The sequence below is a fragment of the Kitasatospora sp. cg17-2 genome, assembly GCF_054031055.1.
In genome coordinates this window covers 1,866,947-1,880,763 of record NZ_CM132923.1, presented here as the reverse complement: position 1 = coordinate 1,880,763, position 13,817 = coordinate 1,866,947, and the positions used below count along the sequence as shown (strand labels likewise).

The 13,817-nt window shown below is 69.8% G+C and carries 15 protein-coding genes and 1 pseudogene; 7 read left to right on the top strand and 9 right to left on the bottom strand.

Annotation, left to right across the window (positions count from 1 at the left end):
* Positions 1–11 precede the first annotated feature (11 nt).
* Entirely contained in the window at positions 12–227 is a 216-nt protein-coding gene (locus ACW14Y_RS07520; RefSeq protein WP_380441685.1) for a DUF397 domain-containing protein, read from the bottom strand.
* Positions 224–1,054 (bottom strand): helix-turn-helix domain-containing protein, encoded by an 831-nt coding sequence (locus tag ACW14Y_RS07515; RefSeq protein WP_380390841.1) that lies wholly within the window; start codon positions 1,052–1,054, stop codon positions 224–226. The genes ACW14Y_RS07520 and ACW14Y_RS07515 overlap by 4 nt, the downstream gene beginning before the upstream one ends.
* 127 nt (positions 1,055–1,181) lie before the next feature.
* Between ACW14Y_RS07515 and ACW14Y_RS07510 the strand changes: the two genes are divergently transcribed.
* Genes ACW14Y_RS07510 through ACW14Y_RS07500 form a run of 3 tightly spaced genes read left to right on the top strand, consistent with a single transcriptional unit; the run spans position 1,182 to position 2,143 of the window.
* A complete protein-coding gene (locus tag ACW14Y_RS07510) occupies positions 1,182–1,436 on the top strand; it encodes a hypothetical protein (protein WP_380441687.1) in 255 nt (84 codons plus the stop codon).
* On the top strand, positions 1,433–1,636 hold the full coding sequence (locus tag ACW14Y_RS07505; protein WP_380437396.1) for a hypothetical protein: 204 nt from the start codon (positions 1,433–1,435) through the stop codon (positions 1,634–1,636). The genes ACW14Y_RS07510 and ACW14Y_RS07505 overlap by 4 nt, the downstream gene beginning before the upstream one ends.
* A gap of 18 nt (positions 1,637–1,654) precedes the next feature.
* On the top strand, positions 1,655–2,143 hold the full coding sequence (locus tag ACW14Y_RS07500) for an NUDIX domain-containing protein (protein WP_456986296.1): 489 nt from the start codon (positions 1,655–1,657) through the stop codon (positions 2,141–2,143).
* Positions 2,144–2,864: 721 nt separating this feature from the next.
* On the opposite strand, the gene ACW14Y_RS07495 is transcribed toward ACW14Y_RS07500, so the two are convergent.
* The gene (locus ACW14Y_RS07495) at positions 2,865–3,083 is read right to left on the bottom strand and encodes a hypothetical protein (protein WP_456986295.1); all 219 of its coding nucleotides are present in this window, start codon (positions 3,081–3,083) and stop codon (positions 2,865–2,867) included.
* A 190-nt stretch (positions 3,084–3,273) separates the two neighbouring features.
* On the opposite strand from ACW14Y_RS07495, the gene ACW14Y_RS07490 reads away from it, so the two are divergent.
* Entirely contained in the window at positions 3,274–3,879 is a 606-nt protein-coding gene (locus ACW14Y_RS07490; RefSeq protein WP_456986294.1) for a hypothetical protein, read from the top strand.
* 582 nt (positions 3,880–4,461) lie between these two features.
* Here ACW14Y_RS07490 and ACW14Y_RS07485 read toward each other — a convergent pair.
* Complete coding sequence (locus ACW14Y_RS07485) at positions 4,462–4,761, bottom strand: hypothetical protein (RefSeq protein ID WP_456986293.1); 300 nt, start codon at positions 4,759–4,761, stop codon at positions 4,462–4,464.
* On the opposite strand from ACW14Y_RS07485, the gene ACW14Y_RS07480 reads away from it, so the two are divergent.
* Together ACW14Y_RS07480 and ACW14Y_RS07475 are read left to right on the top strand one after the other, a co-directional pair.
* A complete protein-coding gene (locus ACW14Y_RS07480; protein WP_380308840.1) occupies positions 4,760–5,479 on the top strand; it encodes a DinB family protein in 720 nt (239 codons plus the stop codon). The genes ACW14Y_RS07485 and ACW14Y_RS07480 overlap by 2 nt on opposite strands.
* A 133-nt stretch (positions 5,480–5,612) precedes the next feature.
* Positions 5,613–5,825 (top strand): transposase family protein, encoded by a 213-nt coding sequence (locus ACW14Y_RS07475; protein ID WP_456986292.1) that lies wholly within the window; start codon positions 5,613–5,615, stop codon positions 5,823–5,825.
* A 153-nt stretch (positions 5,826–5,978) separates the two neighbouring features.
* Here ACW14Y_RS07475 and ACW14Y_RS07470 read toward each other — a convergent pair whose 3' ends face one another.
* From ACW14Y_RS07470 to ACW14Y_RS07450, 5 genes and pseudogenes are all read right to left on the bottom strand, one after another.
* Entirely contained in the window at positions 5,979–6,338 is a 360-nt protein-coding gene (locus ACW14Y_RS07470) for a VOC family protein (protein WP_456988099.1), read from the bottom strand.
* Between the two features lie 540 nt (positions 6,339–6,878).
* Positions 6,879–7,028, bottom strand: a pseudogene (locus ACW14Y_RS07465) (IS5 family transposase); the annotation flags it as partial.
* Positions 6,971–7,726: a transposase gene (locus ACW14Y_RS07460; protein WP_456986291.1), complete on the bottom strand. Its 756-nt coding sequence runs from the start codon at positions 7,724–7,726 to the stop codon at positions 6,971–6,973. The gene ACW14Y_RS07460 and the pseudogene ACW14Y_RS07465, both read right to left, overlap by 58 nt.
* Before the next feature lie 91 nt (positions 7,727–7,817).
* Complete coding sequence (locus tag ACW14Y_RS07455) at positions 7,818–8,192, bottom strand: hypothetical protein (RefSeq protein WP_456986290.1); 375 nt, start codon at positions 8,190–8,192, stop codon at positions 7,818–7,820.
* Positions 8,189–12,388 (bottom strand): tetratricopeptide repeat protein, encoded by a 4,200-nt coding sequence (locus ACW14Y_RS07450; RefSeq protein WP_456986289.1) that lies wholly within the window; start codon positions 12,386–12,388, stop codon positions 8,189–8,191. Before ACW14Y_RS07450 ends, ACW14Y_RS07455 begins: the two co-directional genes overlap by 4 nt.
* A gap of 331 nt (positions 12,389–12,719) precedes the next feature.
* Between ACW14Y_RS07450 and ACW14Y_RS07445 the strand changes: the two genes are divergently transcribed.
* The gene (locus ACW14Y_RS07445; RefSeq protein ID WP_456986288.1) at positions 12,720–13,469 is read left to right on the top strand and encodes a class I SAM-dependent methyltransferase; all 750 of its coding nucleotides are present in this window, start codon (positions 12,720–12,722) and stop codon (positions 13,467–13,469) included.
* Positions 13,470–13,817 lie beyond the last annotated feature (348 nt).

Sequence of the window (13,817 nt, the reverse complement as noted above, 5' to 3'; positions counted from 1 at the left end):
GTCGGTTCAGGTCAGACCGTGCCGAACTCGCCCGCCTGCACGCCGGCGACGAAGGAGCGCCAGGCGTCGGAGGGGAAGAGGAGGGAGGGGCCGGCCGGGTCCTTGGAGTCGCGCACTGGTACGACGCCGGGAAAGTCCGCCGTCACCTCGACGCACGTTCCTCCGTTGTCGCTGTGTGTCGACTTGAACCAAGAAGCACGAGACAGGTCGTCGAATCGTGGCGTCATAGAGTGAGGTCCTCTCGTGCCTTGCGGATCATCGCTTGGGAAGCACGCTTGGACAGGGCTTCCACCTGCAACCGATGGTAGTCCTCCTCCCAGGCAGCAACAGTGCCAGGTGTGCGCACGACGTATCCACGCTCAAGCGACTCCGAGTAGCCAACTACCGTTCGGTCCGCGAACGACAGCAAGGTCATCGAGACTCGGAAGGGTGCTTCCTCGCCCAGGTCGAAGGGGGAGACCTGAATGATGATCCTCGAGCTCGCTGACACATCCTCAAGATGCGCGAGCTGCTCTTTCATCACGTCCGGGCCACCTATGGGGCGGCGGATGCAGCTCTCGTCCAACACGGCATGAAAGAGAGGCGCCTCCGATCTGGCGAGGAGCCGCTGCCGGTTGGAGAGGAACTTCAACCGCTCATCGGCCTGAATCTTAGTGATGCGACCACGTCGGACGGCAGCTGAGGCCAACGCTGCTGCGTACGGGATCGTCTGCAGCAGGCCCGGGATGATATTCGCCTCAAAGACTCGGATCCGCGTAGCTCGTGACTCCTGCGCGGCATGCTCGGGGAAACCATCCAGTAGGGCTGTTGCCTTGAGACCCCACCACATCGTCTCCAATGTGCCCTCCAGGCCCAACGCCTCGTCGCACTTTCGTGCGAACTCAAGCGTGGGGGATTTGAGAGCCGTTTCCACTGCCGAGATGTGCGTGTCCGAGTAGCCGATCAGGTAGCCAAGTTGACCTTGCGTCAGTCCTATCGCCTCGCGTGACGTGCGTAGACGCAGGCCGAAGGCGGCTCGGGGCGATGACTGAGGGTCAAGCTTCTTGCGATTCAAGGAGTTGCCTCCTATTCCTCTGCGGCAGCTGGGAAGTTGAGGATCTAGCAATCGTAGGGGAATCTGGGCCACCCTGAATACAAGCCGTAGCGCCACGGGCGCACAGAGCTATCCCCTTGGAGCCCCCATGCCCAGTAGCCCCCGCATGTCCATCTACACCCCTGCCGTCGGCGAGGTCGTCCGTGACCTCGCGCACCTCGACACCTCCGGCAAGCCCCTCGAAGCCGTCTACATGGACACCCTCGCCGGGCTCGTCTACCTCCGCCACGAGGCCGGCGGCTGCGAGTGGACCACCAAGCCCAACCGCATCCAGGCCCTCCCCACCCCCCGCTTCCTCACCGTCCAGCACCCCAGCCGGCCCCGCATCTCCGACGTGGCGTGAACCGCTCCCTCCGGCTCGTCGTCGCCGCCCTCGTCGTCCCCACCCTCAGCGCCCTCGCCGCAGCCCTCGTCTGCTGGCCCATCCACGACGGACCCCTCGGACCCCAACTCCTCATCTTCGGACTGATCCTCGCCACCGGCATCTCCGCCGGACTCCCCGCCTGCCTCACCTGGCTCACCCCCAAGAACCCCGAGAACTGACCGACCCAGGAGCCCCACGTGCTGCACCACCTCCCCACCCTCCTCACCACCCCGCCCCGCCGACGCCACCACCACCACGCCCTCATCCTCAACCGCGACGGCGCCCTCCTCGCCATCGGCACCACCCGCACCACCGGCCTCGTCCTGCCCGGCGGACCCGCCGAGGCCGACGAACTCCCCCACCACGCCGCCCGCCGCCACACCGACACCCAGACCGGCCTCGTCCTCCCCCTCCTCACGATCCTCGCCACCGACCACACCCCCACCCGACTCCTCCCCGAAGCCCTCCACCTCGTCCACTGGGGCGGACGCCTCACCCCCGCCCAGGAATCCACCGTCGCCCGCCACCGACCCCCGCACACCGTCACCGCCGTCCACTGGCTCCACCGCGCCCAACTCGCCGACACCATGCACCCCGACCACCACCGCCGCACCACCCACGCCCTCGACGCCCTCACCCGCGGTGCCCACCTCCCCCTCCTCCTCCACGGCACCCCCGCCGAATAGGCCCACGGAACTCGGCGATCCACCGCACCGCTCTCCGGGCCCCGGTTGCGGGGCGCCGGCCGAGCACGCCTGGATTCCCCGGTCGGTTCGTTGCGGCGGGCCATCGGTGGTCCGCCGCAACGGAGTTCGACCGGCATTCGACGGGACTTGCCCGGAAGTCCGCAGGCCGGATCGGCGCCAGGCGTCGCCCGCGCTCGGTGGCGAGCTTGGCGGCGAGCCCGGTGGGTCCCGCCGTCGCAGCTGGAGCAGCGCGGCGGGCCGGACGGAAATTGACAGCGAAGTGTCGGCTTTGAGTTCCGGAGCCGCCTCGCCAGCCAACTGGCGCAGCAGCTCCAGGATTTCAGCCCGTTCTTGCGGATCGCGTCGGATGCACGGGGTCCGGCCGAGGTGAGGGCGTCGGCAAGGCGGAAGACGGTCCCGTAGGAGGCCGCTGGCCCGAACACGCTGAGCTCGGCCCGCAGCACCGCGTTATCGGCCGTGCAGTCCCCGCCAAGACCCAGTGCGAGCACGACGTCCAGCAGCATTGCACCGGACTGCGGGATCACCCCGCAGCCACCGCCTCGACGTGGGCACGCGGGTGCGACCCGCTGCTCCTGCCCGTGGAAAGTGCCTCCGGCCGGGGCGGGAACAGGGACCTGGAGAGTCCTCGTTCTCGCTGGCCAGGGGCTCTTTGTGCATTTCTGGTCACCCGTCGGACGGCTTGCCTCATGAAAGCCCGGGGCTAATTCCTCCGTCCGGCGCTGCAGAACATGCGGACTGCCGCCAGCACGCCCCCCACCGCCCCGGCGATGTGGCTGATCGGCTGGCGAGTGATGACGGCGAGGATCGTCAGGGTGCCGAGGGCGAGTCCGGCAAGGACGAGGAGGACGGTCGTTCCGGGGCCCGGGTGCTCTGCGGACGGCTCGGGCGGGGACTTTCGGGCATGCGCATCTGCGGACATGCGGGATTCCTTTCAGCGGATCGGCGAACGTCACGGGCTTGACGGAGCGTTCGTGAATCCAGCATGGCTCCGTGCGGCAAACCGTTGACGCCACGCGGCGAAACCGTCCGGCCCGAGACGATCCCTTACGGGACCTGCCGAAGGGCTCCCTTGCTTTACAGATTCTTACAACATTGGCAAAATCGGCCCCATGAGTGGTGACTTGACGCCTGCCGATGCGGATCCCGGAGCGCCAGTCGCTGTGTTGCGCGCCTACCTGCAGACGCTCCATCGTCACCGCGGCGAGCCGAGCACCCGGGCCCTCGCGAAGAGCACCGGGTCGGCCATCAGTCACACGACTGTCAGTCTCGTACTGAGATGCCGAACGTGTCCGAAGTGGGGTCCGTTGGAGCTCGTGGTCGAGGCTCTGGGTGGTGACGTCGATGAGGCTCGCCTCCTGTGGATCGCCGTCCGTGACGTCGAGCATCCTTTGCCGCAGACCCGCGCTCCCGCCCGGAACGGTGACCAGTCTGCTCTGGAGCGACCGCAGCCCAAGGTGGGTGCGAAAAGCCTTGAGATGGGCGCCTTCATCCTGGGGGTGAGGGGCGCGACCGATGCATGGGACATCGACTTGCCGCTCGACGTTGAGGTGCATGTCATCATCGCCAAGCTTGTAGCCACTCCGGGCTTGCCTTTCGTTGCCTCGAAGAACTGGCAACTCCTCTGGAGGGAGGGAGAGCGAACGCTGGCCCCGACGGAGTCGCTTCGAAGCGCCGGCGTAGGTTCCTTGGGCCGACTGGACATGTACTACGACTGAGCGGGTGTTGAGGGCATCGGTCGTAGTCACTGCTGAGCCACTGGCAGGACAGGGTCGGGAATCTCGGCCGACGCCTCGGTGATGCCACTCGGGAGATCCGCGAACTGAATTGATGCATCGTGCCGCTGGCCGCCTGGGGACCGCTGCACGGCATCCTGACCGTGCACTGCTACCGCCGCCGCAGCGCCGCCGATTCGCTCGTCGGCGCGAGGCCGGAGCGACGTCGCCGGTGGTGATGGTCGGTCGGTAGCGCAGGCGGTCGGACAGTCGGGCTTGTCCGCCCGTACCCGGGGCGGGAAGTCGGACCCGTCGATCCTCCGGTCGGCGTGCCTGTGGCCGCCGGTGTTGGTACCTCCGTCCAGTGCGTTGCGGCGGGTCCCGGTGACCCGCCGCAACGGAGCCGACCGGAGGTCAGCAGGTCGGTTCGGACCTCGGGGGAGTGGGAAGTCGGCTCCGTCGACTTCCCACTCCGGACCCCCAGCACCCGTGGTCGGCGCGCGGCGGGGGAAGTCCGCTGCCGTTCTGACTCCGGGGTTGCCGTGTCTGTGGCCCACGGGGGGATCAGGTCGGCAGCGCGATGGCCTACTCGGACAGGCGGTCTTCACTCACCGCGGTGGCGATCAAGGAGACCAGATTGTCGGTCCAGCAATCCCGTTCCTTCGTTGCGACTTCGATGCCGCAGCCGGAACAGACGAGATTGGGGCTGTCCTGGCCCGCGAGGCCGCAGCAACCGATGATGCGGCGAGCACCGAAGACGTCCGCGCACCGGAGCAAGCCCCGGTGCGGGTCTGGCTTTTGGGCGGGTGGGATTTCGTCGACAGCGAAGTTGAGCAGTTGCGGGGAGGCCGGCTTGTCGGTGCTCGGATCTAGTATGCGGGGCATGACGCGATATGTGGACGAGGATCTGCACGGTGTGGAGTTCCGCGAGTGCGATCTGAGCGGGGCACGCCTGATCGGCGTCGTCATGCAGGATGCCGTGATCGACGGGCTCGTCGCCAACCTCGTGGTCAACGGTGTCGAGGTCGGCGAGTACGTCAAGGCAGAGCTCGACCGGCGTCATCCGGTGCGGGTGCTGATCCGCTCCGAGGACCCTGACGATCTGCGCGAGGCATCGCGTCAGCTCCATGCCGGCTGGGCCGCCACGATCGAGCGAATCCGCCGCAGGCCCGGCATCGAGCGCCGCAGCGTGAACGACGAGTGGTCGGCGGTGCAGACGATGCGCCACCTGGTCTTCGTCCACGACTCGTGGTTCCGCCGCTGCTGCCTGGGCTCGACGGAGCTGTTCACACCGATGGGCATCGGGACGACCGTCGAGCCCTACCGTGGAGCGCACGGGCTTGACCTCTCGCTCGATCCGACCCTCGACGAGATCGTGAGCGTGCGTGACGCGCAGGCCGCCGAGATCGAGGCCTGGCTCGACGAGGTCACCGCCGTGCAGCTCGCAGAGCGAGCGCCGGTGCCCGACGACGATGTCTGGCCGCCGTACGCCCGGGGCCGCTTGGTGCGGCAGTGCCTCGCCACGGTGCTCAACGAGACCTTCGAACACCACGGCTTCTGCGTCCGCGACCTCGACCTGATCGAAGCACAGGACGCCGAATAGGGCCGGCTACGGACTCAGCACCTTTGCGGATGCGGGCATCACCGATGCGGGCATCACCGACCGTCTGCGCGGTGCCGAGCTGCTGGGCAGGTGCCGGCCGGGCCGGCGGCCGTCGGGAGCTCGGCGAGCTCGGGTGCGCACCAGACGCCGCATCGGTAGACAGAGTCGGCGCAACTACTCCGGGAAGCACAAGGCCCACGGGCTGCTGTTCCTGGCCGTCACCGACGAGCGCGGGAACCTGCTGTGGATCTCGGCGGCCGAACCCGGCCGCGCCTCGGACCTGACCGACCCCAGGCCACCCCATCCCACCTGCGAATTCAGGATGAAAGGTTCTCATTCTTCCTGAACTGCATTTGTGGGACTCGAAGCCGGCACTGTGCTCACCACGACCCGACGGCCTGACGGACGCCGGGGCGACCCGCAGTCGTCTCGCTCGATCCAGTCCACGCAGGTCAACGCGATCCGGCCGACTGACTTCGTGTCGGGCCTTCGGCGCGTTCTACGGGCCCTCGATGCCGACGACGGTGCCGAACGGGTCGCGCAGCTGGGCGATCCTGCGTCCGGGCTCGACGGTCAGCGGGCCCCGGTGGTGTTCGCAGCCGGCCGCCAGCAGCCGGTCCCGGACCCGGTCGACGTCGTCCACGCCCCAGTACACGACCGGGCTGCCGCCCCGGGGGTTTCGCTCGTCGTCCACCGGATGGAAACCGACCTCGACTCCACCGATCTCCACCCAGGCGTAGACCGCCCCGGTGTCGCTGACGTCCGTCTTCACGGGGACGTCCAGGAGCTCGCCCCACCACCGGGCCGACGCCTCGGGGTCTGCGGCGAAGGTCATCACGGTACGTACGCTGTTGAACATGTCCCACCTCGACAGGGGGCCTCGGGAGTTCCGGTCTCTGACTCCTGCGCTTCGCGTGGGACGGGAGGCGGTGTGTGTGTCGGAATCAGTCCGGGCCACCACTCCCCAGTCCGGGCTCTCCATGGTGACTGGGATCGCGCCCTGGGGAAAACCCGCGGGCCCGCGCGGCCGTCCAGCGGGTGTGAGACGCGTACGGGCGGCAGTACCGCCGCAGGAACTGGACGAGGGGCAGCCGCTCCGACGAGCTGCCCAGGGGGACCGGGCCACTCTCAGTAATCGCCTCACTGGCCCCCGGCAGGCATCGCGTCCTCCCGTTCGTCCCGGACATAGGTCAACAGGTCGGGCTGCGTGGTGGAGAGTGGGAAGTCGGCCCCGTCGACTTCCCACTCCATCCTCACGGCAGCCGTGCTTCAGCGCTTGGTCCCACCTCTGCTCCGCCGTCGCGGTGCCTTCGAAGGTGTCGTCGCTGCGCTTGACGACGGCCGGCATCACGGTGAGAACGGCGAGGCTGTGCTCGCCGAGGCTGCCGTTGTAGCCGCCATCTGCCCGGACCAGGGTCAGCCGGCGGTGTGTGGCGGCGACCCGGCCGAGCAGGGTGGCGGCACGGTCGCCGACATCTGCGGCCGTGACCATCACCGCGAGCAGCGGTCCGAGCGTGTCGACCACGACGTGCCGCTTGCGGTCCGCCGCGGCCCGCGCCCCCTCGGCGCGGGCCCCGGCGCGCCGCCGTTGATGGGCTTGCCGCCGTCGAAGCCACGGCTGTCGGCGCCGACAACGGCGTCGGCCTTGACCGACGGCGAGTCGATCACGCCCGCGCTCGGCTCCGGATCCCGCCCGGCCTGTGCGCGAACCTGGCGGCGGAGTCGGTCGTGGAACTCCTTGACCAGGCCGTGGTCGCGCCGGCGGCGGAAGAACGCGTAGACGCGTTCCCACGGCGGGAAATCGATCGGGATCGCGTTCCACTTCGTGCCGTTGTCGACGGGACAGCGGATCGCATCAAGAATCGCCCGACGGCAGTACGCCGCAGGCTGGCCGCCCCGGCCGCGCGCAGCCAGCCCGATACCGGAAGCAGAGGCCTGGCCACCCCCTACTCGGCGTCCGCCATGTCGGACGGGTAGCGGCGCTCGCGGACCGCGTGGTCGCCGGCGTTCCCGAACCTGTGAGCCAGGCAGTCGCACGCGAGAGTGGCCGCAGTGGACGCCGCCCCCGCGATGCCGTGGAAGTACGACAACAGAGCCCCCTGGAAAGCTCGTTGGTACAGACACCCACTGAGCTGCCAAGAGGCCCTGCCTTCGTGCCGGACGGCCGCCACGATCACCCGATCGGGCCCATCGCGGGAAGCGGCCGGTGCACGCCAGGCGTACGCGCGCAGTGCGCCTTTTCGGCATGCCTCAGTGTTCGACCGTCCGATCCGCCCCCTCTGTCTGGCGGCGGGTACGGCGGCGGGGCCGACCGGCCCGGGGCGTCGGTTCCCGGAGTTCAGTCCGTCGGGGGTTCGTCGGCGACGAGGTCCAGGAGCTGGTCGGGAGTGAGGGTGGCGAGGTCGACGGAGCCGTCCTCGTGGACGAGCCGTGCCGTCGTCTGCTCGGTGGAGAGCTGTCGGGCTCGTTCGATGAGTTCGCCTGCGCGGCGCCGCTTGCGGATCCGATCGGCGATGTCTGCGACCGCGAGCACGGCGGAGGGCACGGACAGGAGCAGTGATGTCACCGCCACGGGGTCGACGCCTTTGGTGTCCGGGCCGGTCACCGTTGCGGTCGACGGAGTGGTCTCGGCGGGGTGTCCCCAGTCGGCGGCGACCGCCGCAATGTTCTCCCGGGCGGCTTCGGCTCCAGGGCCGACAATCTCGATGATCATGATTCCTCGTCTTCGTCGCTGATGGTTTCCATGAGCTGCTCGGCCCGGGACACGATGTCTGCTGCGCCGATCACAGTGGCGGCAGCCCGGCACGCCTGGAGCACTTGTCGGGCCTGAGCGCGTGCACCTTCGGCCAGCACCACCTGCCCCAGAACGATCCCGACGATCGCGATACCGTCCGGCCGTTGCAGTTCTAGGAAATGCTGGAATGAGGTGACCAGCCTCGGCACCGCTGCGTGGCGGTCCCCACGCTCCAGGTCGATTTGGGCAAGGTCCCAGGTCGCTGCTGCGATGCCGTCGATCTCACCGAGCCGTTTAAAGACATTCAAGCGCTTCAGCTGCAGCTCAACGGCTTCGTCGAGCTGACCGCGCGCCTGCAGGATGTGCGCGATCTGCCCCCAGGTGATCGCGGTGGAGCGGGTGTCACCGATCCGCTCGAAGGCCGGCAGTTGGACCTCGCGGTGGATCTGCAGGGCTTCGTCGAGCTGACCGCGCGCCTGCAGGATGTGCGCGATCTTCCCCCAGGTGATCGCGGTGGAGCGGGTGTCGCCGATCCGCTCGAAGGCCGGCAGTTGGACCTCGCGGTGGATCTGCAGGGCTTCGTCGACTTCCCCGCGCTGTTGCAGGATGTCCGCGATCTGCCCCCGGGCGATCGCGGCGGAGCGGGTGTCACCCATTCCTTCGAAGGCCGGCAGTTGGACCTCGCGGTGGATCTGCAGGGCTTCGTCGAGCTGACCGCGCGCCTGCAGGATGTGCGCGATCTTCCCCCAGGCGATCGCGGCTTCGCGGGTGTCGCCGATCCGCTCGAAGGCCGGCAGTTGGACCTCGCGGTGGATCTGCAGGGCTTCGTCGACTTCCCCGCGCTGTTGCAGGATGTGCGCGATCTTCCCCCAGGCGATCGCGGCTTCGCGGGTGTCGCCGATCCGCTCGAAGGCCGGCAGTTGAACCTCGCGGTAAATCTGCAGGGCTTCGTCGAGCTGACCGCGCGCCTGCAGGATGTCCGCGATCTGCCCCCGGGCGATCGCGGTGGAGCGGGTGTCGCCGATCCGCTCGAAGGCCGGCAGTTGAACCTCGCGGTAAATCTGCAGGGCTTCGTCGAGCTGACCGCGCGCCTGCAGGATGTGCGCGATCTTCCCCCAGGTGATCGCGGTGGAGCGGGTGTCGCCGATCCGCTCGAAGGCCGGCAGTTGGACCTCGCGGTGGATCTGCAGGGCTTCGTCGACTTCCCCGCGCTGTTGCAGGATGTCCGCGATCTTCCCCCAGGCGATCGCGGCTTCGCGGGTGTCGCCGATCCGCTCGAAGGCCGGCAGTTGAACCTCGCGGCGGATCCGCATGGCCTCCTCGACTTCCCCGCGCTGTTGCAGGATGTCCGCGATCTTCCCCCAGGCAACCGCGGCGGAGCCGGTGTCGCCGAGTTCGGTGAGCAGTTGCTGGGCCTGGTGGAGCAGGGTCTCGGCCTGTCCGGTTTCACCGCGGGTGATCAGGCGGCTGGCGTGGTCGTAGAGGACTGCCGCATGGTCTGTCGGGTCGGTGTGCTGCCGGCTGGTCTGGATCTGCTCGACGGCGCGGTCCAGGAGGGCATCGGCACGCTCGCCCTCGCCCCTGGTGATAGCCGCTTCAGCAACGGCACGGAGCAGGGTCGGGGGAACCGGGTGGTGGTGGCGGTCGAGGAGGGCGATGGCGTGGTCGCCGAGTTCGGCGGCGGCGGAGGCCGGGCCCCGGTGCAGGGCGTACACGGCCGCGGCGGCGCAGTCGGCGGTGACGGCGGGGTGGTCGGCGTCCAGGGCGAGGCGGGTCAGCTGGAGGTCCAGGTCGGTGCTGCGGGGGGTGCGGGGTGCGGGGCCGCCCCATCGGGTGTGGAGGGGTTCGACGGCGAGGGCGGCCAGGGTGTTGCGTTCGTCGGGGCTGAGGGGGGTCAGGTGTCCGGCGGCCAGGGCGTTGACGGCCACGGCGGTCGTAGGCCGGTGGTAGTCGTCCGCGAAGGCGTCCAGGAGGCCGAGACCGCGCAGGCGGGTCGCTGATCCGCCGACTGCTTCGGCGAGGGTGTCGACGACGGGTTGGGGGACGGGGAGGGTGAACAGGGCGCAGGCCCGCAGCAGGGCGTGGTGGGCGGGGCCGGCCTGCTGGAGGAGGGTGTCCAGGGCCAGGTTCTCCAGGAACGCGGACAGGTCGGGGTCGTCGGCGGGGTCGCCCTGGCTCAGGTAGGCCTCCATCGCGGTGATGGCGGCCTCGGCGCGGGCCGGGTCGACCTGTGCGCCGTAGACCAGGCGCAGCACGATGAGGTCCTGCAGTCCGGGGTTGCCGCGGCTGACTTCCGTGGCGCGTCGGGCCAGGTCGGTCCGTCGGGCCGCTTCGGTGTCCGGGAGGCGGTTCTCGGTGGTGGCGAGGTCCTGCTGGCGGCGGCGGAGCTTGTGTTGGGCGGCTGGGGAGAGCGGTTGGAGCTGGACCTGTTCCAGGCGGTTCTCCAGGCCGTCGAGGGTGAAGGTGTAGCGGCTGGTGAGCAGGAGCCGGCTGTCGGTGGTGGCAGGGTCGAAAGCGGAGATGACGTCGGCGAGCACGTCGGCGTGTGCGGCATCGACCTGGTGCGGGCCGTCGGTGTTGGAGGTCAGGATCTGTTCGAGGTCGTCGATGATCAGTAGGAGAGGCTTGCGGGTTCCCTGCGTCTGGGCGCACGGTCCGGTCAGCAGGTCGACCAGGAGCGCTCTGAAGCGGTCCGGGTGCTCGCGGACGTCGGCGCGTCTGTCCCTGAGCAGGTCGCGGGCGTCGGGGATCGGTTCGACGGCTGTGGCGACGGCGTCGAGGATCGCCGCCCGGGTGTAGTCGCCGAACACGACCGCGACGGCCCGGTCGGGGAGGCGGTCGGCGATCCGGGCGGCCAGGCTCGATTTGCCCAGCCTGCCCTGCCCGTGGAGCAGCACGCCCCCGTGCTGCCGGCCGCGCAGGGCCCGCAGTGCCTGCTGGAGTTCCGGGCGTCGGCCGACGAACATCCCCGCTGCCGCGACCGGTACGTCGTGCTTGCTGCCCAGGAACGTCGTGGTCGCGTGGTGTGCGGGCGCCATCCGGCGCTTGACGGTTCCCGCGACCAGTGGGCCGCCGCCCGCGGGCCCCAGCCACAGCCGTGCCAGGTGCCAGTCGGCGCGCACGTGCTCGTCGGGGGACTCCAGCAGTTCGCGGCGGGCGGCGGCCACCGCCTCCGCCACGGTGACGCGGCGGCCGAGCCGGGCGTACAGGTGCTCGGCGAACAGGGTGGCGGCCCGGTCGCTGACCGAGCCGTCCCAGCCGATCACCGCGGGGATCCCGGCGGCCACCAGCTCCGTGGCCAGCGAGTGCGCCACCGCCGCCCCCGCACCGGTGCCCGTGGCGCCGCGGCGCCCGGCGCCCGCGGGAAGGTGCCCGGCCACATCCGCGCCGGTGGCCGTCAGGCAGGCCGACACGAACGCCAGCCGGGGTGGGGGCGTCAGCAGGCCCACCAGCTCCTTCGCGCTGGTCGGGCGCCCCTGCCCCAGATCGTCCTCCAGCAGCAGGACCGGCGTGGGGCGATCCCCGGGGCGCTCGCGCCAGTTGTGCAGCCCGTGGCACGACAGGTGGACCACGGGCATGCCGCCCAGTTCCGACAGCCGCATCCCGAGGCGTTCGGGGTTGCCCGAGTCCTCGACCACCAGGTCCAGGCCCGTCTCCCCGACGGCCCCGAGGACCGCCAACTCCTCCGCCTCGTAGTCGAGCTCGTGCTGCCCCTGGGGGGCCGAGGCCATGAACGCGACCCCCAACCGCCGGTCGTCCAGGGGATCCGCCGGGCCCGGGCGGCCGAGCCGCCGCACCACCGCGAACTGCTCGGGCTCCTCGACGAGGAACCCGCCCCCGGGCGCGGCCAGCAGCTCGAAGGGGGCCCGCAGCAGGGCCCACTCCGCGGCCGACGGCCGCTTGGGTGCCCGGACCTCGAACAGCACCGGCGACGGAGCCTCCTCCAGCAACCGCGTCAACCAGCGGCGGTCCCCGTCCAGCCACCCGTACAACTCCCGCCCCAGCGCGAGCAGCACCTCCCGCCGGGAGCCGCCGCGCACCGCGTCCACGTACCGGCCCGCGACTGCGGTCAACCAGGCGACGTCAGAGTCCTGCAGCAACCTGCGCGGACCGAGCCCCTCCCCGCCGACGACCAGCTCGAACCCGCCGGCCTCCACAACCAGCCCGGTGATCATCTTGCCCCCTGACATCGCACCCGGCCCGCACCAGGACCACACCCCCGTGCATCCTGCCACTCAGGTGGGCGAGTTGGGCGCCGGACGCAGTTTTCCTCCAGCTGGACCGAGCCTCAAAAACAGTGCGAGGAAACCCCGCCCCAGCCGGGCTCAGGCCCTACCCACAAGGGGTCGGCCCACGGCCGACAGGCAGCTCGCCCGATGCAAGACACCAGTTCGATCGACGCCCCTCAAGAACGGAACGAGAATAGCTATTTAGTGACGTGCAATCATATTAGGAGCATTAAAAGGACATTGACCTTGCCATGGCAGTGCTTCATCATCGCTGACCATGCTTCAAAATGAGATCTGGGACGACCACGCCGCTCTGAGCTATGACACCCCTGGGGCTGGCATGTTCGCGCCGGCGGTGCTGGGGCCGACAGTGGACCGCCTTGTGGAGCTCGCCGAGGGTGGGCGGGCACTGGAGTTCGCCATCGGGACGGGGCGGGTGGCGTTGCCGCTCGCGGCGCGGGGAGTCCCGGTCAGCGGCATCGAGCTGTCGAATCCGATGCTCGATCGGCTCCGCGCCAAGGCGGACGGGGCGACCATTCCGGTCGTCGTCGGCGACATGGCCACTGCACGGGTCCCCGGCAGCTTCCAGCTCGTCTATCTCGTCTACAACACCATCTCGAACCTGCTCACACAGGCCGAGCAGGTCGCCTGCTTCCGGAACGCCGCAAGCCATCTCGCGCCGGGCGGGCGATTCGTCGTCGAGCTGTGGGTCCCGGAGCTCCGGAAGCTGCCACCGGGTCAGCAGGCCGTGGTCTGGGAGTCGGCGGCGGGCTATGTCGGGCTCGACACCTACGACGTCCTGCGTCAGCAGGTCGTTTCGCACCACTTCCGGTTCGACGCCGAGGGCGGCCGTGAGGCCCGGATGTTCCGCAGCCCGCACCGCTACATCTGGCCGGCCGAGCTCGACCTGATGGCCGAGCTGGCCGGGATGACCTTGGAGTCCAGGCATGCCGACTGGGTGGGAGGGGAGTTCACCGCGGAGTCGCGTTCCCACGTCTCGGTCTACCGGACGGCCGACCCGCTCTGACCGGGGCCCGGAACGGAAGGTTGCCCGGGGGGCGCGGTGGGCTTCGGGTCGGACGCCGCCGAACTCGCCTGCCCGCACGCCCCGCTTACCGAGTCACCGGATCGACCGGACGAGGTCCAGGCCCGGGGGAAGGGTGGCCCTCCGGTGCACCGTCGTTGTCTCCCCACCGCTGCAGAGGAGTTGGGCCGGTGCCCGGAGCCACCGAGCCGGAGGGCCGACCCCGGAGTGGGCACGGCAGGTCCTCGTCCTCCACGCGGCGTACTCGCCGCCTGCCGCCCGAGGGCCGCTGCTCGGCATCCCGACCGTGGACGCGACCGCCCCGCACCCGGGGAGGACTTCGGCCACTCG